The sequence below is a fragment of the Bradyrhizobium sp. GW821-FHT13H06 genome (genome assembly GCF_058803975.1).
The window spans coordinates 580302-599950 of record NZ_JBXAPN010000002.1 but is presented as its reverse complement, the minus strand read 5'-3'; the positions used below and the strand labels follow the sequence as shown (position 1 = coordinate 599950).

Below are 19649 nucleotides of genomic sequence, written 5' to 3'. Positions count from 1 at the left end.
CATCGGTCGCCCGCGCTTTCGACGGTTGACGCATCGCGCGCGCAACGGTATGAGAATGTCCGGACAAACTAACAAAGGTGGATGATGACAGCGCAAGGCAAGCGCCGCATTCCGACTCCGATCGGTCGCTATCTGGAGGATTTCGAGGTCGGCGACATCTATGTGCACCGCCCGGGACGCACGATTACCGAGAGCGACAACATCAATTTCTCGCTCATGACAATGAACCAGCATCCCATGCATTGCGATGCTGCCTATGCGGCGAAAAGCGAGTTCAAGCGGCCGCTCGTCAACAGCGGACTGACGCTGGCCGTCGTCCTCGGCATGACGGTCAACGACGTGAGCCTGAAGGCGATCGCCAATCTCGGCTGGAAGAACATCAACCTGACCGGCCCGGTCTTTCCCGGCGACACGCTCTATGCCGAGTCGGAGGTGCTCGAGAAGCGCGTTTCGAAATCGCGTCCGACGCAGGGGATCGTCACCGTCGAGACGCGCGCGTTCAACCAGGATGGCAAGCCGATCATGAATTTCGTGCGGTCGGCGCTGATCCCGATGCGAGGCCACGGCGTCGGTGATGAGTAATTGGAGGGGATGATCTCCGCCGCAAGTGCGGGGACCAAGAGGGAGGAACAGGTGTCCACTATCCAGAACATCAATTCTGGCGCGCGGCTCGATCGCTTGCCTATCGCGCGCCTGCACTGGCGCATTCTCGGCCTCGTCGGCGCCGGCGCCGCGCTCGATGCCATTGACATCTATCTTGCCGGCGGCGTCGTCGCCGCCATGCTGAAGGAAGGCTTCTCGACGACGCAGCAGAACGCCGTCTTCATTTCATCGACCTTCTTCGGCATGCTGATCGGTGCGGGCTTCGCCGGTTATCTCGGTGACCGCATGGGGCGGCGCTACTCCTACCAGTTCAATCTGGCGCTGTTCGGGGTCGCCTCGCTCGCCGCCTGTTTCGCACCCAACATCACCGTGCTGACCGTGCTGCGGTTCATCATGGGGATCGGCATGGGCGCCGAACTCGTCGTCGCCGCCGGCACCTTATGCGAGTTCATCCCGCCGGCCGATCGCGGCCGCTGGATTTCGATGCTTGGCATATTGACGAATTCGGGCCTCTTGATCGCCTCCAGCATCGGCTACGTCGTGATCCCGAATTTCGGCTGGCGCTACATGTTCGCCATCGTTGGCGTCGGCGCGCTGATCATCTGGGTCATGCGCAAGAACATGCCGGAATCGCCGCGCTGGCTTGAAGCGGTCGGGCGGCTTGAAGAGGCGGAAGCCACCCTGCAGGCGTTCGAGCGGGAAGTCGGGGCCGGCCGCGAATTGCCCCAGCCTTCGGTCGTGCGCACGCGGCCCGTGGTGGCCACGCCGTTTTCCGCAATGTTCCGCCCGGGCATGATAGGTCGCACGGTCACCGCAGCACTCACCGTCGTCGCGGTGAATGTCTCGGTCTATGGCTTCGTCGCCTGGCTTCCCACCTTCATGCTCAAGCAGGGCATGACCATCGTGCAGTCGCTGTGGTTCACGACGCTGATGTCGTGCGGGAGCGTCGCCGACGCGTTGGTCGGCATGGCCGTCGGAGATCGTTTCTCGCGCCAGAAATCGATCCTGGCGACATGCTTCGCAATCGCCGTGCTCGGTCTCATCTATCCCACTCTGCGCGATCCGACGGGAATTGCGGTCGCGGGCTTTGCGCTGGTGACGGCGATCTACACGCTCGTCACCCTCGGTCTGTATGCCTATGTGCCGGAGCTCTTTCCCACCGAATATCGCCTGCGCGGCACCGGCGTCGCCGGAGTGTGCGGCCGGGCGGCTTCGATCACGACGCCCTATCTCGCGATCTGGCTGTTTGAGGAATTCGGCGTGCGCGGCGTGCTGTGGATGGTGATCGCGGTGCTGGTGGCTCTGAGCACCGCGATCCTGACCCTGCGCATCGAGACCGCGAAATTGTCGCTTGACGACAACGTAGCCCTCACGGGCGAGGACGAAACACTCGCGGCAGCCAGTGCGGCGCTGCGCGACTAGCAGGATTGGAGGAGTTGAACATGAACGTCGTCGACAAGAAGATCCATTCCGATCAGAACAAGTCGATATCCGATCGGCTGGCTGTTTTCGCGCTCGGCCTTTCCATTGATGCGGTCCCGGAAAAGGTGCGTGAGCGGGCGAAATACCTGATGCTCGATGCCATCGGGATCGCCTATGCCTCGCACGGCTTCCCGTTCGGCCAGGCCACGATGGAGGCGATGCGCACGCTGGGGGCGGGTTCGTCTCCCGTGATCGGCTTCGGCCGTTCGCTCAGTCCGCGTGATGCGGCCATCATGAACGGCGTGCTCGCGCACGGGCTCGACTACGACGACACTCACAGCCCGGGCGTTATTCATGCCACGGCGTCGAGTTTGCCGCTGGCGCTCGCGCTCGGCGACCAGCTCAAGGTGTCCGGCCGTGATCTTCTCCTTGCCTATGTTGCCGCGATGGAAACTTCGACGCGGCTGGGGTCGGTCGCCAAAGGCGGTTTCCACCAGGTCGGATTCCATCCGACCGGCCTGATCGGCATTTTCGGCTGCACGCTGGCGGCATCCCGTCTTCTCGGGCTCAACGCCGAGCAGGCCACCATGGCGCAGGGCATCGCGCTGTCGATGGGCGCGGGCAGTCTCGAATTTCTCGAGGACGGCGCCTGGACCAAGCGCATGCATCCGGGCTGGGCGGCTTCGAGCGCGATCACGGCGGCGACACTGGCCAAGCACGGCTTCGTCGGTCCGCGCGCCGCCTATGAGGGGCGTTTCGGTCTGTTTGCTTCACATCTCGGCCCGCTGATGGCCTCTGCCGACATGTCGCTCGCGACCGAAAAGCTCGGACAGATTTGGCAGATCGAGGAAGTTGCGATCAAGCCGATTCCAGCCTGCCACTTCACGCATGCAGCGGCCGAGGCGGCGGTTGCGCTCAGCAAGTCGGTCAAGCCTGCGGACATCAAGAGCGTCGATGTGCTCGTGCCGGCCGAAGTGATCAAGACCGTCTGCGAGCCGGAGGCAAACAAGCGCGCCCCGGCCAACAGCTACGACGCCCAGTTCTCGATCCCGTACATTGTTGCGACCGGGCTGCTGCGCGGACGCTTCACGCTCGACGAGCTCGAAGACAAGGCGATCGGAGACGGCGAGGTTCTGGCGCTGGCGCGACACGTCAATTTCGCCGCCGATCCCGCCTCGACCTTCCCGAAGCATTACACAGGCGAGGTTATCGTCACCCTGGCGAGCGGCGAAAAGATCCGTCACCGCGAGGCGATCAACCGCGGATGCGCCGACCGGCCGCTGACGAACGGAGAGATCGAGGCGAAGTACTTCGACAATGCCAGCCGCATCCTGAAGCGGGATCACGCGGAGCGGGTGCGCGACGCCGTCGTCGCGCTCGACGCCGGTTCCGCGGTTGGGCTGGGCGACGTTCTCGCGAAGGGCGCCTGATTTTAGATGGAGTGTGCAATGAACACGTTAAGTGCGGAGCGGGAAGCCGAGGAGAACATGATCCTCGACTCCGTCGACAAGTTCCTCGAAACGGACGTGAGGCCCTATGCTCACGATCTGGAAGCGAGGGACGAGTATCCGACCGACATCGTGGAGAAGATGAAGGCCATGGGCCTGTTCGGCTGCCTGATCTCCCCGGAGTACGGCGGTCTGGGACTTTCCGCGACGACTTATGCCAAGATCATCGAGCGGATTTCGGCGGTGTGGATGTCGGTTTCCGGCATCCTCAACTCTCACGTCATCATGGCGAGCGCGGTGCAGCGCAACGGCACGAAGAAGCAGAAGGACTACTATCTGCCGCGGTTTGCCACCGCGGAGTTGCGTGGCGGCATCGCGCTGACAGAGCCGGACTGCGGCACCGATCTGCAGGCGATCCGCACAACGGCGAAGCGGGAAGGCGACCATTATGTCGTGAACGGCGCCAAGACCTGGATCACGAACTCCTATTACGGCAATTGTTTCGCCTTGCTCGTGAAGACGGATCCGACGGCGGCGACGCGCCACCAGGGCATGAGCCTGCTCATCGCGGAGAAGGGACCCGGCTTCAACGTGGCGCGCAAGCTGCCGAAACTCGGCTATCGCGGCATCGACACCTGCGAGCTCTTCTTCGAGAACTATCGTGTTCCCGTCGAGCGCCTGATCGGAGGGGTCGAGGGCCGCGGATTGCAGCAGATCCTCAACGGTCTCGAGCTGGGCCGGATCAATGTCGCCGCACGCGGCGTCGGCGTCGCCGCTGCGGCGCTCAAGGAGTCGGTGTTCTACTCACAGGCGCGCAAGACGTTCGGCAAGCCGATCTGCGAGCATCAGGCGATCCAGCTCAAGCTGGCGGAGATGGCGACGCGCGTCGAGGCGGCGCGCCTTCTGACCCAGCGCGCGGCGGAGACCTTCGACAAGGGCGAGCGCTGCGACATGGAAGCCGGCATGGCCAAGTATTTCGCGACCGAGGCGGCGGTGGAGAATTCGACTGAAGCGATGCGCATCCACGGGGCGTATGGCTATTCCAAGGAGTTCAACGTCGAGCGTCTGTACCGCGACGCGCCGCTTCTGGTGATCGGCGAGGGAACCAACGAAATGCAGCGGATCATCATCGCCCGCCAGCTGATCGCAAGGAATCCGGCATGACGGGCCATCTGCCGCTCGCGGGCGTTCGCGTACTTGCGGTCGAGCAGTACGGCGCGGGACCGTTCGGCACCCAGCACCTCGCCGATCTCGGCGCCGAGGTCATCAAGATCGAGAACCTCGCCGAGGGTGGCGACATCGGCCGCCAGATCGGCCCGTTCTTCTTTGCGCCGGGGGACAGCCACTTTTACGAGGCGTTCAACCGCAACAAGAAGTCGATTGGGCTCGACCTGAAGAATCCCGAGGGCAAGCAGGTCTTCCTTGATCTCGTGAAGACGGCGGATGCCGTGATGGATAACCTCCGCGGCGACCTCCCGGCCAAGCTCGGCCTGGATTATCCGGCGCTGTCGGCGGTCAATCCCAAGATCGTCTGCGTGCATCTGTCGGCCTATGGCCGGACGGGCTCGCGCGCGTCCTGGCCGGGGTACGACTATCTGATGCAGGCCGAGGCCGGCTATCTCTCGCTGACCGGGGAGCCGGACGGGCCGCCGTCGCGCGCCGGTCTTTCGCTGGTCGATCTTTCCACGGGCACGACTGCAGCCATGGCGCTGCTCGCGGGCGTGATCGATGCCATGAAGACCGGCCGGGGCCGCGATCTGGACGTCAGCCTTTATGACACGGCCCTGCATCAGGTCGGTTACCTCGGCACCTGGTATCTCAACGGCGGCGCGGTCACGCACCGGCAGCCGCGGTCGAGCCACCCCTCGCTGACGCCAAGTCAGCTGTACAAGACGAAGGACGGCTGGATCTTCATTATGTGCCAGAAGGAAAAGTTCTGGCGGATTCTGTGCAACGCGCTCGGGCGTCCGGAATGGATCGAGGATGCGGACTTCGCGACCTTCGCGGCCCGGCTGAAGAATCGGCCGCGCGTCAACGCCGCCCTTGATGAGGCATTCCGGGCCAAGACCACCGACGAATGGATGCGCGAGATCGCCGGCCAGGTGCCGGCGGCGCCGGTCTACGACGTCGCCCAGGCCCTCGACAACGGCTTCGCGCGAGAGCAGGAGCGGGTCGTCGAATTCCATCACCCCGTGCACCGCGCGATCAAGGGCATCGCTTCGCCCGTGCGTGTGTCGGGTGCGATACTGCCGACCGAGGCCGCGCCGGCCTTGGGACAGGATACCGATGACCTCCTGTCGAAAATCGGCTATTCGGGCGCGAGGTTGGCTGACCTCCGCAAGCGGGGGGCGATCGGCTGACGGGAATCGGACGGAAGCATGACTGGACTGGCGCCGCAACCGCGCTACCGCCAGGTGGCGCAAACCCTGATTAATGAGATCCAGAGCGGACGCTATCCGGTCGGCGACATGATGCCGACCGAGATGGAACTGTGCGCCCAGTTCGGCGCGAGCCGCTTCACGGTGCGCGAGGCGATCAAGCAACTTGTCGAAATGGGGCTTGTAAGCCGACAGGCAGGAGTCGGGACCAAGGTGCTGGGCGTCGAGCCGCGTTCGAACTACCGGCAGGTCATGCAAGGCATCGCCGATCTCCAGCAATACACGGCCGATACCGAACTGGAGATCGTCGATACGGCGATGGTCAGCGTCAAAGGCGCGCTGTGCGAGTTGCTTGACGCCCGCGCCGGCGAGCATTGGCTTCGTATCGAGGGCCTGCGCAGGCTACCCGGCCGCAAGGCCCTGCCGATCTGCTTCACCGAGATATACATTCATCCAGCCTTCCGCGCCGTTCGCGATCTCGGCGGCCGCTCCACCGTGCCCATCTACATGCGGATCGAGGAGCAGTTTGGCGAGCAAGTCTCGGAGATCCAGCAACAGATCAAGGCGGCTTCGCTTTCCAAACGCATCGCAGGACTGCTGGCGGCCAAGTCCGGCGCGCCGGCCCTTATTGTCAGTCGCACCTATCGCAACCGTCGCGGCGAGATTGTCGAGGTTGCGATCTCTACTCATCCCGCCGATCGATTCAGCTATTCGCAGACGTTCCGACGGGACCGCCGCGGAACGACTTCTCCGCAAGGATCCGAAGATGGCTGCTGAACGGAGCTTTCTTTTCGTGCCGGCTGATCGGCCTGAGCGATTCGCCAAGGCGCTGGCAGCCGGCGCCGATCGCGTCATCATCGATCTTGAGGATGCCGTCGCTCCTGGCGCCAAGGATGTCGCGCGTGAAAATCTGCTCGCCTGGCTGGAATCGGCGGAGGCTCGCGAAGTTCTCGTCCGCGTCAATCCGCCGACAACGGCGTGGTATGAAGAGGACATGCGAGCGCTCGCGCATTTGTCCCATGTCGCCGGTCTCATGCTTCCCAAGGCCGAGAATATCGACGCCATTGCCGCGACGCGCGCCAGGATGCGGTCCGAAGCAAGCCTGATCGGCCTTGTCGAGACGGTACGCGGCTTCGCTGGACTGCGGGCCGTGGCGCAGGCGCCGGGAATGACACGGCTTGCCTTCGGCTCGATTGACTTCTGCCTCGAGACCGGGATCCAGGGGCAGGGCGCGGAGCTCGATTTCGTCCGGGCGCAGCTCGTTGTTGAAAGTTGCCTTGCCGGGCTTGCCGCGCCGATCGAAGGCGTGACGATCGATATCAGGTCGCTCGACACCCTTCAGGTCGACATCGAGCGGGCTCGCCGGTACGGCTTTGGCGGCAAGCTTTGCATTCACCCGAGCCAGGTGGGGCCGATCAACACCGGCTTTTCGCCGAGTGCGGAAAGCATCGACTGGGCGCGCCGTGTCATCACTGGGGCCAGGTCCGGCGCCGGTGCCGTGACGGTGGATGGCAAGCTCGTCGATAGGCCAGTTGTCATGCAGGCTGAGAAGATCCTGGCCCAGGCCCCGGATCGCGGATCATCGAGGGTTCTGTAGGAGATAGAGAACGCAAAGGGTGTCTGCCGGTAAATTCAACTCTTGAGGTCGCTCCACATGATCCGGAATTCCGGCGAATCATCGCTGGAGCCCTGCAGCAAGTGGAAGCATTCTTTCATCGGTGCGTTGAAGCTGGCCAAGCAAGCGGGGAGTAAAGTCTGCGACCATACCTAGCCTCCAGCCCAGCCAGCATCTAAAATCACATTCGCCCCAAATTCGGAATTCAGCGGTGCAACGAAGGACTATCATCGTGCGACGGATACCCATTTCCGGTCGGATAAGCCCTGGGGTGCGACCGGCAAGTCATTGATTGTCCTCAACCCGTGGCTGTCTCTTAATCAGCGGGTCCCAGGTTCGAGCCCGGGTGCGGCCACGAAGGAAAGAGCCTTCTTCTTCAATAAGTTATAGGAGCACTCGCCGAGAACAAAACGGTCTCGTGCGAGTTTTTATGGTCGAACGTCACACGGCCAGATTGCTGTACGACTTCTCCTCTGTTTCTGTTCGCCCTAAGCGCTCACGCCACCATACTAAGGACAAACAGCGGTCCGTCGTGTCGGTGGTTGCGTATGATTCGTCCCTGGGCACCAACGCTTCGCGACACTTGGTCTGGCTGGCCGCTATTGATCCCCGGCAAAGTGCATGCCGCATTCACACGGCAGGGCGCTGGAGCTTCCGACTGCAGGAGCCAAGGCCAAGAGTTTTGGCGCTTGCTCAGAAAAGCGCCTCTGTGCAAGAAAATTGGTTCTCGGAACCGCAATAATGGGAATCGCAATGTGACAGCCTCTCTTGACGGCGAAATTCGCAACGGACGCCATCAGATGCAGGTCCGCGTCTATTTTGAAGATACAGACTCCGGCCAAATTGTTTATCACGCGAATTTTTTGCGCTTCATGGAACGCGGCAGAACGAATTACTTGCGCCTGCTCGGAACCAATCAGCACGCGCTGCTCCAAGAAGCGCGGAACGATGCGCCCGGCTTTACCTTTGTTGTCCGTTCGATGACAATCGATTTTCTAAAGCCGGCGGTCTTGGACGACGTGCTTGACGTCGTCACGCTACCGCAAGAGGTGAGAGGCGCGTCCATTACCTTGCTGCAGGAATGCAGGCGCGCAGACGATCTCTTAGTCACGGCGCGTGTACGCGTGGCCTTTATCTCAGGCGGAAAGGCACAGCGCATCCCGAAGGCGCTGCGGCTTGCTATGGAAGACCATAGGTAAACCTGCTCGCCATTCACGCCTTAGCCGTCCAGCGACCCAATGAAAGCAACCCGTTAGGCTTCTGTTGCGACATCGTCAAACCAGTGTTCGCGGATCAACGCATTCACGAAGTCTTCGGGATAGGCCTTGGCCTGATCGACCTTGCGGTGATACTCGCCGGGGAACTGCGCGCACAGGGCGCGGATGCCATCGCGGATATCCTGATGGCGGTCGGTGCTCTTTGGCGACATTTCTATGGTTTTCCTTGCAGTTTGAGACTTTTTCCGCAGCGAGCATTTCAGACGCTCAGATGATCTGTGTTTTCGTGCGGAAGCGCGCGACGTGATGGCTGACACCCTTCGCCGGTCTCCCATCCCTGCGCGGGACCGAACTTCGCCCAATGCAGGGGATCGCGATTTTCCGGTCCGGCGCTTGCCTAGCGCGTCATGACACCAGATCCTTTCCATGCACCGCGCGCGCAAGTGCCTCGCGCTGGTCCGGATGGGCAATAGCGATCATCTTTGCGGCGCGCTCGACAAGGCTGGCACCGCGCAGATCCGCGATGCCGTGCTCGGTTACGATGATGCAGGGATCGCTGCGCGCCACGGTGACCGGTCCGCTCAGCCGCGGAACGATCCGGCCAACGGTCCAGGCCATCGAGGGAAGGGCAACAATGGGAAGCCCCCGAGGGGAAGCGCCCGCTGCTCGCAGGAAATCGTTGATGCCGCCAACGCCCCCGACGTAGGTGCCGCCGGCGACCTCGGAGTTGACTTGCCCGGTCAGGTCCACCTCGAGCGCGGAGTTGATCGCGACCAGCCCCTCGATCCGACGAAGGCCGTCGCGGCCATGGGTATAGTCCGTCCCGCGCAGTTCCAGGGCCGGGTTGCGATGGGCCAACCGGCGCAGCGCGGCCCCGCCTATAAGGATGCCGCCGATCGAGATGCCGCGATCAACAGACTTGCGGGTATTGGTGATGACGCCGGCATCAGCGCCTTGAGCTCGGCCTGCGCGGCGGCCGGCATCGGTGGCATGGCGAACCCGATGGCCTCGGCCTCGTCTGAGGCGACGATGCCCGCGCCGCCGGACACGGTGACGCAGCCAAGCGTCGCGGATCGTGGCTGGATGCGCTGGTGGGCGACATAGGCCACGTCCATCAACTGTTCGCTGTCGCGCACCAGGATCGCGCCATGCGCCCGCAGGACCGTGTCGGCGACCAGCGCATCGCCGGTCAGCGAGGCGGTGTGCGACGCCGCTGCATGCGCGCCGATGGCGCTGCGCCCTGCTTTGAAGACGATCACCGGCTTGCGCGCGGCACGCGCGGCGTCAAGGCCCTCCAGCAGCGAGCGCGGCGCGTTGATGCCTTCGAGATAGGCGCAGATCACGTCTAGCTCGTCGCTCTGCGCCATCCATCCTATGGCCTCGCCCACGGTGATGTCGGCCTCGTTGCCGGTCGCGATCAGCACCGAAGCGCCCAGACCACGGTCGCGCGCGATCACTGCAAGATGGGCGCCGAAGGCCCCCGACTGGCTGGCGATGCCGATATTGCCAGGCAGGGGCAGCCCGTTTTCGAGCGACGACGAAAAGGTGCCGAAATAGCGGTGGTTCACGTTGAAAGCGCCCAGCGTATTCGGCCCGAGAACCCGCATCCCGTAGCCGCGGGCGATGGTGAGGATGCGCTCCTGCTCCTTTGGAGCCATAGGCGATCAGGGCATTCTCGCAAAGCCCCGCCTCGATCGCCAGCGTCGCCTCAAGAAGATGCACCTCGAAGCTCGCGCCACCGATAAACGTCCCGCCGAAATAGCGTGGTTGCAGCCCGAGATGTTCGGTCGGGCACAGCGCGGCCCAGAGATGCTGGTTGCTTGCCGCAAAGACCCCATCAATGTCAGAAGGCAAAAGGCCCGCATCGGCAACCGCGCGCAACGTGGCCATGCCCATCAGTTCGATTGCCGAAATCCCCGACGCATGCCCCAATCCCGCCGTTCCCAGTCCCGCAATCACGGTCTTTCCCCGCAGATGCTTCATCGGCCATCCGCCTTCACCAGATCGAAGATCACGCGCGCGCTTCCCCCGTGGTCCTCGATCCACGCCTGGACGGCGGCTCCGATCGGCGGAATTTTCCCGGCACGCAGGACATCATCCTCGGGCCTTCCTCCAGCGTGACCAAACGACGTTGGTTGCCACTCGCCTGTCTGCAAGTAACGGCGGAAGCGTAAACGATCCCTCCGCCTGACGCCTCCACCCATTCGAGATCGCAGGCGCCCGAATGATCGGCGATCCAGGGCCAGAACACATAGGCGCCGGTTGAACGAGATCGCTGAATCATCAACAGCCCTCGCGCCAGCCATGCCTCTTAGGCGGGCTGGGCGCCCATTTGGCTTTCCGTTGAAGCGGGACGACAGTCATCTCAAATTGCCGCTTGTGTGACCAGTTTCGAGATCAGATACGAGTCGATTGCTTCCGACCCGCCTTCGCTTCCGAAACCCGAGTCCTTGACTCCGCCAAGCGGCAGTTCCGGCAATCCCGGAAGGGTATGGTTGATGGCGAGCATGCCGACCTCCAGTTCGGTTTGGAACCTCTGCGAGTTCCCGATAGATGAGGTGAACGCATAGGCGGCAAGACCATAGGGAAGACGGTTCGCCTCGGCGATCGCCTCATCGACCGTATCGAAGGGCGACAGCATCACGACCGGCCCGAAGGGTTCCTCGTTCTGGATACGCGACGAAAGGCTGACACCCGTCAGAATTGTCGGGGCCTGGAAGAACCCTGCCTGCGGTGTTGCGTCACCGGCCGCGAGAACCTGCGCTCCCTCCCGTAGAGCCTCCTCGATCAGGCCGGCGACCGCCTTGACCCTGCGCTCGCTGACGAGCGGTCCCATCGAAGTTCCGGGCTCCAGTCCCGATCCGGTCCGGACCTTCTTCACGTGCTCGGCCAGCGTCTCGGCGAAGCGATCGTAGATGCCCCGCTGGACCAGAACGCGGGTGGGAGAGATGCAGACCTGTCCCGCATTGCGGACCTTGAAACCCGCTACGGCTGCGACCGCCGCCTCGACATTTGCGTCGTCGCAGACAACCACCGGATTGTGGCCACCCAACTCCATCGTTATGCGCTTCATGTGTTTGCCGGCAAGCGCCGCGAGTTGCTTGCCCACCGGCACCGAGCCGGTGAAGGACACCTTGCGGATCACCGGATGTGGGATGAGGCAATTCGCGATTTCAGGCGGATCGCCGTAGACGATATTGAGAACGCCCGGGGGAAGCCCGGCATCCAAGAGCGCCTGTGCGAGCGCCGCCGGCGAGGCTGGGGTGTCTTCGGGCGGCTTGGCGACAACAGTGCAGCCGACCGACAGCGCCGGACCGAGCTTGCGCACCAGTTGCGACATCGGGAAATTCCACGGCGTAAATGCCGCGACCGGGCCCACCGGCTGCTTGAGCACCATTTGCGTGACATTTGGCGCCCGCGCGGGAATGACCTGGCCATAAGCACGCTGGCCTTCGCCGGCGAACCAGTCGAGCAGATCCGCCGACGACATGACCTCGGCGCGCGCCTCGGCAAGGGGCTTGCCCATTTCCATGGTCATGCGCGGCGCGAGCGTGTCGGCGCGCTCGCGCAGCAGCATGGCGGCGCGGCGCAGGGTGCTGCCGCGCACATAGGCGCCCGCGTCTCGCCAGGCCGGGAAGGCGCTGCCTGCAGCCTGCACCGCCTCTTCCAGATCAACAAGTTCGGCGAGCGCGTAATGGCCGATCACTTCCGCCGTCGCCGGATTGTAGACGGCGGTTCGCCGCCCGAGGCCGCCATCGCGCCAACGTCCGGCGATCAGGAGTTGAGTGTCAGGATAAGTCGTTTCCATGTTGGTCCCCAAGGTGCCGCTTTCGTGGCGCCTTCACCTAAGCCGCTTACATGCCGGCCAGAATCGCCCTGCCAACGATCTTGCCGCTGGCGAGGCTGTTCAGCACGTCCTCAGCCTCGTCCAGCTTGTAGCAGGTCGTCGGAATCGGATTGATCACGCCCTTGCGGGCCAGATCCATCAGCTCCGAGAACTCTTCGGGCGAACCGGCATAGTTGCCACGGATTGTGAGAGAGCGCAGGGCAATGAGGGGAAGCGCCCAGGGGGCAGCGCCGCCGAAAAGCCCGACGATGACGTATGTTCCGCCCTTGCCCAGGGCGTTGAAGCCGAGTTCGGCCGTCACTTCGGCGCCGACGAAATCGATCGCCGCAACAGACGCCTCGCCGGCCGCGGCATGAATTTGCGCCACCGCATCCGAGGCGCGGGGATCAATTGCCGCGCACGCTCCCGCGGCGACGGCCGACGCCCGCTTGACAGGATCGATGTCAACGAAGACCGGAGCCTTGGCACCCAACGCTTGCAGCAATTGTGCGCACATCAGCCCCAGCCCGCCAGCACCGATCACCAGAAGAGCGTGATCCTTCAGCGTGCTCTCGACTTTCTTGAGCGCGCCATAGGCCGTAAGTCCTGAACAGGCCAGCGGTGCGGCTGTTTCGGGAGGGATGCTTCCGATGTCATAGAGATATTTCGGATGAGGCACGCGGATCTGCGTGGCATAGCCGCCGTCGGCGTGAATACCGAGAAACTTTGGCGTCAGGCACAGTTGCTCTTCCCCCGAGACACAGGTCGCGCAGTTGCCGCAACCGATCCAGGGATAAACCACATAGGTCTTTCCAGTGTTGATCTTGCCCGCATCCGGACCCTTGGCGACCACTTCACCTACGGTTTCGTGCCCCATCACCCGCGGCAGTTCAATCCCGCGCTTCGCGAATTCCAGTCGGCGGCCGTGACCGAGATCGTAACCGCCATCGCGGATATGCAGGTCGGTGTGACAGACACCGGCGGCGGTCACGGCCAGGACGACTTCGGTCCCCCGAGGGGTCAGATCCGGCCTGTCATCCGCGCGCAGGGGCTGGCCAAATTCATGAACGCACTGACAATGCATGATCATATTCCTCTATCTCAGCGCGCATCACGATTGTTGCCTTGTGGATGCGCGGTCATTGGAATCCGGCAAGAAACCATCGCTCTTTTTCGGACGAACAACGCTTCCGCCTTGCCGTTAGGCGATGTCCAACCCTCGCTTCCCCAGCGGCAAACTGCCAGCAGTAGCGGATTCGCAACGGGCACAGATGACGTCAGTTGGCGGTGTAGCCACCGTCGACCACCATTTCCGCACCGTGCACGAACGAAGATTCGTCCGAAGCAAGGAACAGAACCGCCTTCGACACTTCAATCGGCTGGCACGGCCGGTCGAAGAGCGTAGCGCCCATGATCGCCTTGCGGGTCTCGGGGTCGCCGTGCAGTAGACCCTTAGTCATGGGAGTGTCGATGACACCGGGATGAACCGAGTTCACACGAATACCGAACTGGATCAAATCGACCGCGCAGGATTTCGTCAGAAGCCTGACTGCCCCCTTCGAGGCGATGTAGGCGCCCGCTGAGGGCGCGCCCACGATGCCATAAATCGACGAAATGTTGATGATCGACCCACCGTCACCTTTCATCAGCGGCACGAAGGCCCGAATGCCAAGCCATACGCCGCGTACGTTCACGGCGAAGATGCTGTCCCACTCTTCGTTCGCAGTTTCATGCGCGGGTTTCAGGATGAGAATGCCTGCGTTGTTGACCAGGATGTTCAGTTTCCTGGCTTTTGACTTGACAGTATCGACGGCGGCCACCCAGTCGCTTTCTTTCGTGACGTCCAGTGTCAGGAACTCGGCCTTGCCACCTTTCGCAACGATGCCATCGACAACCGACTTTCCCGCTGTCTCGTCGCGGTCGCAGACGAAGACATACCCCCTTCGGCCGCCAGAAGCTCTGCATGGGACTGGCCCATACCCATCGCGGCGCCGGTGACGAGTGCGACCTTGTCTTGAACTCGTTTCATTGGTTTTCCGCCTTTGATTTCCACAATCATTCATGCCGAAAGGCATTATTTGGCTTTCGGCGCGGTGGGCGAACTCAGGCCACTTCTTCCGTCGTTTGATCGAAGATCATGGTCTGATAACCGCTATCCTTCACCTCGTTGATTGCGGTGCGGTAGTTGCCGAGGCCCGCCAGGTAGAACATCACCGCGTTTTTCTTGCCGGGGATGTTAGCGCCGAAGATCCAGGATTCGGCTTTCGGGAACAGGGTCAAGTCGGCAATTGTGCGGCACAGACCCACCCATTCGTCGCGCGCCGCCGCGGTCGGCTCGATGGAATTCAAGCCTTTGGCCTCCATCATCTCGATCACATCGGAGATCCATTCCACCTGCGTCTCGATGCTGGGCGGAAGGTTGGTGAAGGGACCGTTGGGGCCGAGGATCATGAAGAAGTTCGGGAAGTCCGTCTCCATCATACCCAGATAGCCAAGCGGGCCATCTTTCCAAGTTTCGCGCAATGTGACGCCGTTCCTGCCGCGCATGTCGATCCGGGTGTAGTTGCCGTCAACGGCATCGAACCCGGTGGCAAGGATGACTACGTCCAGTTCATGCTCTGCCCCGCTGGCAAGCCGAATGCCGGCTGGGGTGAATTCCGCGATCGGGTCGGCCTTCACATCGGCCAGCGTGACATTGCCGCGGTTGTAGACGTCGTAATAGTTGTTCCCACAGAGTGGACGTTTGGCATAGATGTCCTTGGGCGTCAGCTTCTTGGCGGTTTCGGCGTCTTTCACGATCTGGGCGATCTTCTTCTTAATGAAGTCCGCCGCCGCGTCATTGGCGATCTGGCTGGTCGCGATGTCGCAGAAAGTTCCAAACATGAAGTAGAAGCCACCGCCCCGGTTCCAAGCAGCCTCGAACACGCGCTCACGTTCCTCGGGCGATGCGGTTTCCGCCGGAATTGTGCTTTCCTGGAAGCCGAAGGCCACGCCCGACGACTTCACCTGCTTCCAGATTTCGTCGTAGTTGGCCTTCTGGCTTGCAATGGTATCCTGATTCTGCGGGGTGTTGCCGATCGGAACGACATATTGCGCCGAACGCTGGAACACGGTCAGGTGCTTGGCGATCGGCGCGGTGGCAGTGATCACCTGAACGCCGGTCGAACCGGTGCCGATGACACCAACACGTTTGCCGGTCAGGTCCACGCCTTCGGGCCATGCGCCGGTATGCAGGATCTTGCCCTTGAAGGTTTCGATTCCCTTGAACTTCGGGAGGTTCGTTGCCGACAAAAGCCCGAGGCCGGTGATCAGATACTTGGCCGTGACGGTCTGACCCTTGTCGGAGGTCACCTTCCACAGGCCGGCTGCTTCATCGAAATGCGCGGCCGTGACCTTGGTGTTGAATTCGTAGCTGCGGCGCAGATCGAGGTGATCGGCCACCTCATTGAAGTAGGACAGGATTTCCGGCTGGGTCAGGTAGCGGGTCTTCCAGCGGCCCCGCTGCAGCAACTCCTTGTCAAAGGAAAAGCGGTAGACGAAGCTTTCGGTATCCGACAGCGCGCCGGGATAGCGGTTCCAGTACCACGTCCCGCCGACATCGCCCGCGCTGTCATAGGCCTTGACGTTCATACCCTGTTCGTTGCGCAGCTTGTGCACGGAATAGAGTCCGCCGAACCCCGCGCCGACGACGACGGCGTCATAATCCGCGCCCTTGGTCTTGCTGACATTCATGTTCATGTGCTTCTCCCTAAGGGGACACGACACCAGGATGCGATACCGCAGGCGATGGGTGCGCGCCCGAAATGTTGGCTGGACTCCGCCCGGATGCCCTCGGGCATGCGCGGGCGGATTTGTGTCAGAGCGCCTTGTACCAGGCTGCGATCTTCGCAAGCTCGGCGTCGGCTTCCGGGGCCCTGCCAGACAGGGCGGGGAAGACATGCTGCATGCCGGGCACGACCGAGAGCTGCGCCCTCACGCCCGCTGCCTTCACCTTGCTGAAAAGCCTTTCCGAATCGCTCTGGAGCGTCTCGGCGCTGCCGCAGGTGATGTAAATCGGCGGGAAGCCGGAGAAATCGTTCTCCAGCGGGTTCGCCAGCTTGTCCAGCGGATCGGTCTTGCCGCCCAGGAACATTCCGGCCATCCCTTCAAGGATGGCACGGCTGACCAGGGCATCGGTAGCCGCGTTCGTCTTCAGCGTGTCGCCGCGCAGCGCCATGTCGAGCCAGGGCGAATAGGCGATGACCGCGCCCGGCAGCGGCAGACCGAGATCGCGGAACTTCAGCACGCTGGAGACGGCGAGGTTGCCGCCGGCGCTGTCGCCTGCCGTCAGGATGTTCTTGGCCTCGTAACCCTTGGCAAGCAAGGCCTTGTAGGCCGAAACGGCGTCTTCGATCTGCGCCGGGTAGGGATGCTCCGGCGCGCGGCGATAGTGCAGGATCACCGCCGTGACGCCGAGCGCCTTGGCCAGGTGCCCGGCCATCTTGCGGTGGCTTTCGGCCGAGCCGACGGCGAAGCCGCCGCCATGGGTGTACTGGATGACACGGGTCTTTTCCGCGCCTGCTGGCAGCGCCCAGATTGCCTCGACGCCGCCGACAACGTCGCTCTTGTAGCTGACATCCTCAGGCTCAAGCGCGGGCTGGCCCCATTCGTCGAACATGCTGCGGAGATTCAGGATGGTAAGATTTGGATTTGCGACCATCTGGTCGGTCCAACTCTGATAAAGCGCACGCAGAACGTCGGCTTCCTTGGTGATCATCTCTTTTCTCCTCCCAGAGATCTACCGGTTCGACTCGCATCCCAACTGCGCGGCCGACCTACTGTTTCGGCATGGCAAGTCGGGAGACTGTCCCATCCATCTCTCTGGAAGTAGGACGCGCCAAAGCGACCTGTATTGAACGTTCTTGCCCGACTTGTTGCATTTTCTTGCCGTGCGGACGGGGGCGGAACATTCCGGCCAGCCCGCGCGAGCGCGTCGAATGCCAAACCGGGGGAAGCTGCTTGGGCAATCTGGGTGTTGCCATTGCGAAGCCGCGGGCGGATATTTGTGTTCCGCTATGCGGAATAATATTCCGCAACTTGACGCGAGCCGCGACTTCACTAGTGTGAGAAGGGGTCGTACCTTTTGGGGGAGCGAGGCCAAGGAACCAGATGAGGCCAAGTAAGGAGCACAGCCCTGATCTGGAGCAGGACCGCAATTTTGTGGTGGCTCTGTCGCGCGGGCTGGAAATTCTGCGCGCCTTCGGCCGCGAGGGCGAGGCGCTCGGCAACCGGGATTTTGCCCAGCGCACCGGGATGTCCAAGTCCACCATCTCTCGCCTGACCTATACGCTTCACAAGCTGGGATATCTCAGCCATGATCCAGACACGGCCCGCTACAGATTGGCCCCGCCGGTCCTGACACTAGGCTTTGCCTGCCTTGCCGGTGTTCCCCTTAGGCAATTGTCCAAACCGCTGATGCAGGAAATGGCCGATTACACCGGGATGCCGGTGGCGATGGTCGCCGGTAACAAGATGTCGATGGTTTATGTCGAGCGATGCAAGGGCACGAATGCATTGACCCTGGCCATCGAGGTGGGCGCCCATGTCAAGATGGCGGCCACCGCCGCGGGTCGCGCCGGCGTTGCCGCCCTGGCGACGAATGGGCACCCCGAGATTCTCGAGGAGCTCCGCGACCACGAGGGCGAGAACTGGAGGCTGGTCGAGCCGGGCATCGAGGCCGCGATCGAAAGCTACCTCAAGCGCGGCTACTGCACCTCGTACGGCGAGTGGCGGAACGACGTGAATGCCGTCGCGGTGCCGCTTGTACCGCGCGATGTTTCGCCAGTCATGGCCTTCAACTGCGGCGACCCTTCGCATTCCCTCACGCGCGACTGGATCGAGAGTGACGTGGCGGCACGCATGGTTTCACTCGTCCGGCGCGTGTCGGAGTTCGCCTCGTGATGACCCGCCTCGCAACCGGTTCGGCAGCGCGCGACAGCGTCTCCGGGTTTGTGCGTCCCGACGCTCCGGTGCGGCTTGCTCCCGGCGCGGGAGCGCCGGATGGCCCGCCGAATCTCGAACGGGGCATTCACTCGCCGGGTGGGGCCACGATCCCCGCAGAGGCCCGAAGGGGCAGCAGGACGGGAATGGCCCTAGTGCCGCCGGATAGGATTCCTGAGTGGATTCCGGGCGTGCAGACCTTGGATTCCTCGCACCAGGACTGGAGCGGCGTCACCCTGAAGGGCTATCACTACCACCGTCAGTCGGCGGCAATCCCGCCGATGCGTGACTACATGATTGTCGGCTACGGGGGCAGCCGGACCTCGATGCGTCGAACCGTCGGCAGAGCATGCGAGGAAAGGGATGTCGGCCCCGGACGGGTATCCCTCCTGACCCGTGCGGAACAATCCACTTGGGCCTGGCGCGATCCGATCCAGGTCCGCCACATCTATCTTGGCCACGAGGGAATCGAGGCCGCGGCACAGGGCGTATTCGATCGCGATCCGCTCTCGATCGAGATCGCTGACTGCGTTTCGGCGGAAGACCCCCTGATCGTGAACTGTTTCGACATGCTCGAAGCCGAACTGAAATGTGGCGAGTTTGGCCAGCGCCTGATGGTGGACTCCGTGCGCAGCCTGCTGGCCGTGCACCTTCTCCGGCACTACGCCAACGTCCGCCTGCCTTATGACTCCGACGCGGGCCTCATGCCGACGCAACGGAAACGGGTTGTCGATATGATCGAGTCGCGTCTCGCCGAAAACATTAGCCTCGACGAACTTGCCGATGTCGCAGGGATGAGTAGTTTCTATTTCTCCCGCAGATTCAAGACACATTTCGGAATATCCCCATATGCTTACGTCATCCGCGCGCGGGTAGCCAAGGCGCGGGAAATGCTGCGCCATCGCAAGGTCCCACAAAAGGTCATCGCTCTCGAATGCGGATTTTCGGACCAAAGCCATTTCTGCCGTACGTTTCGGAAAATAACCGGCATCTCGCCAAGCGAATACCAGAGCGAGGCGTGATCTCGTTTGGGATGTTGTGCCGTCTGTGCTGATTGGAACGTCTTGATCCGGCGGGCCTGCCGGCGGTGCCGGCGCCGGGCTTGACCTATCACTACACCTCGGTGCGGCCGCCGCGGGGACCTTCACCGCCGGCGCTCCT

The 19649-nt window shown here is 62.5% G+C and carries 19 protein-coding genes; 11 read left to right on the top strand and 8 right to left on the bottom strand.

Annotated features, from left to right (window positions below):
* The first annotated feature begins 81 nt into the window (after positions 1–81).
* The 9 genes from AC1RQP_RS09695 (at position 82) to ybgC (ending at position 8665) form a co-directional block, all read left to right on the top strand.
* Positions 82–582: a MaoC family dehydratase gene (locus AC1RQP_RS09695; protein WP_492936750.1), complete on the top strand. Its 501-nt coding sequence runs from the start codon at positions 82–84 to the stop codon at positions 580–582.
* Between the two features lie 51 nt (positions 583–633).
* The gene (locus AC1RQP_RS09690; protein ID WP_492936749.1) at positions 634–2025 is read left to right on the top strand and encodes an MFS transporter; all 1392 of its coding nucleotides are present in this window, start codon (positions 634–636) and stop codon (positions 2023–2025) included.
* Positions 2026–2045: 20 nt separating this feature from the next.
* Positions 2046–3455: an MmgE/PrpD family protein gene (locus AC1RQP_RS09685; protein ID WP_492936747.1), complete on the top strand. Its 1410-nt coding sequence runs from the start codon at positions 2046–2048 to the stop codon at positions 3453–3455.
* An 18-nt stretch (positions 3456–3473) separates the two neighbouring features.
* Positions 3474–4637, top strand: a complete 1164-nt coding sequence (locus AC1RQP_RS09680) for an acyl-CoA dehydrogenase family protein (RefSeq protein WP_492936746.1) — start codon at positions 3474–3476, stop codon at positions 4635–4637.
* Entirely contained in the window at positions 4634–5833 is a 1200-nt protein-coding gene (locus AC1RQP_RS09675) for a CaiB/BaiF CoA transferase family protein (RefSeq protein WP_492936745.1), read from the top strand. Before AC1RQP_RS09680 ends, AC1RQP_RS09675 begins: the two co-directional genes overlap by 4 nt.
* Before the next feature lie 18 nt (positions 5834–5851).
* Positions 5852–6628 (top strand): GntR family transcriptional regulator, encoded by a 777-nt coding sequence (locus tag AC1RQP_RS09670; RefSeq protein WP_492936744.1) that lies wholly within the window; start codon positions 5852–5854, stop codon positions 6626–6628.
* A complete protein-coding gene (locus tag AC1RQP_RS09665; protein ID WP_492936743.1) occupies positions 6618–7448 on the top strand; it encodes an HpcH/HpaI aldolase/citrate lyase family protein in 831 nt (276 codons plus the stop codon). Before AC1RQP_RS09670 ends, AC1RQP_RS09665 begins: the two co-directional genes overlap by 11 nt.
* Positions 7430–7603, top strand: coding sequence for a TetR family transcriptional regulator C-terminal domain-containing protein (locus tag AC1RQP_RS09660; RefSeq protein ID WP_492937131.1), 174 nt, complete (start codon positions 7430–7432; stop codon positions 7601–7603). Before AC1RQP_RS09665 ends, AC1RQP_RS09660 begins: the two co-directional genes overlap by 19 nt.
* Before the next feature lie 618 nt (positions 7604–8221).
* Positions 8222–8665 (top strand): tol-pal system-associated acyl-CoA thioesterase, encoded by a 444-nt coding sequence (gene ybgC, locus AC1RQP_RS09655; RefSeq protein WP_492936741.1) that lies wholly within the window; start codon positions 8222–8224, stop codon positions 8663–8665.
* 53 nt (positions 8666–8718) lie between these two features.
* Here the strand turns inward: ybgC and AC1RQP_RS09650 are convergent, their stop codons facing one another.
* From AC1RQP_RS09650 to AC1RQP_RS09615, 8 genes are all read right to left on the bottom strand, one after another.
* On the bottom strand, positions 8719–9000 hold the full coding sequence (locus tag AC1RQP_RS09650; RefSeq protein ID WP_492936740.1) for a hypothetical protein: 282 nt from the start codon (positions 8998–9000) through the stop codon (positions 8719–8721).
* 88 nt (positions 9001–9088) lie between these two features.
* Positions 9089–9550 (bottom strand): acetyl-CoA hydrolase/transferase C-terminal domain-containing protein, encoded by a 462-nt coding sequence (locus AC1RQP_RS09645; protein ID WP_492937130.1) that lies wholly within the window; start codon positions 9548–9550, stop codon positions 9089–9091.
* An 11-nt stretch (positions 9551–9561) separates the two neighbouring features.
* Positions 9562–10341, bottom strand: a complete 780-nt coding sequence (locus tag AC1RQP_RS09640; protein WP_492936739.1) for a hypothetical protein — start codon at positions 10339–10341, stop codon at positions 9562–9564.
* Positions 10342–11048: 707 nt separating this feature from the next.
* Entirely contained in the window at positions 11049–12491 is a 1443-nt protein-coding gene (locus AC1RQP_RS09635; protein WP_492936738.1) for an NAD-dependent succinate-semialdehyde dehydrogenase, read from the bottom strand.
* 46 nt (positions 12492–12537) lie between these two features.
* The gene (locus tag AC1RQP_RS09630) at positions 12538–13593 is read right to left on the bottom strand and encodes an alcohol dehydrogenase (RefSeq protein ID WP_492937129.1); all 1056 of its coding nucleotides are present in this window, start codon (positions 13591–13593) and stop codon (positions 12538–12540) included.
* 193 nt (positions 13594–13786) lie between these two features.
* The gene (locus tag AC1RQP_RS09625; protein ID WP_492937128.1) at positions 13787–14572 is read right to left on the bottom strand and encodes an SDR family NAD(P)-dependent oxidoreductase; all 786 of its coding nucleotides are present in this window, start codon (positions 14570–14572) and stop codon (positions 13787–13789) included.
* A 40-nt stretch (positions 14573–14612) separates the two neighbouring features.
* Positions 14613–16247, bottom strand: a complete 1635-nt coding sequence (locus tag AC1RQP_RS09620; protein ID WP_492936737.1) for a flavin-containing monooxygenase — start codon at positions 16245–16247, stop codon at positions 14613–14615.
* Positions 16248–16365: 118 nt separating this feature from the next.
* Positions 16366–17265: an alpha/beta hydrolase gene (locus AC1RQP_RS09615; RefSeq protein WP_492936736.1), complete on the bottom strand. Its 900-nt coding sequence runs from the start codon at positions 17263–17265 to the stop codon at positions 16366–16368.
* Positions 17266–17657: 392 nt separating this feature from the next.
* Between AC1RQP_RS09615 and AC1RQP_RS09610 the strand changes: the two genes are divergently transcribed.
* Positions 17658–18449: an IclR family transcriptional regulator gene (locus tag AC1RQP_RS09610; protein ID WP_492936735.1), complete on the top strand. Its 792-nt coding sequence runs from the start codon at positions 17658–17660 to the stop codon at positions 18447–18449.
* Positions 18449–19510, top strand: coding sequence for a helix-turn-helix transcriptional regulator (locus AC1RQP_RS09605; RefSeq protein WP_492937127.1), 1062 nt, complete (start codon positions 18449–18451; stop codon positions 19508–19510). The genes AC1RQP_RS09610 and AC1RQP_RS09605 overlap by 1 nt, the downstream gene beginning before the upstream one ends.
* Positions 19511–19649 lie beyond the last annotated feature (139 nt).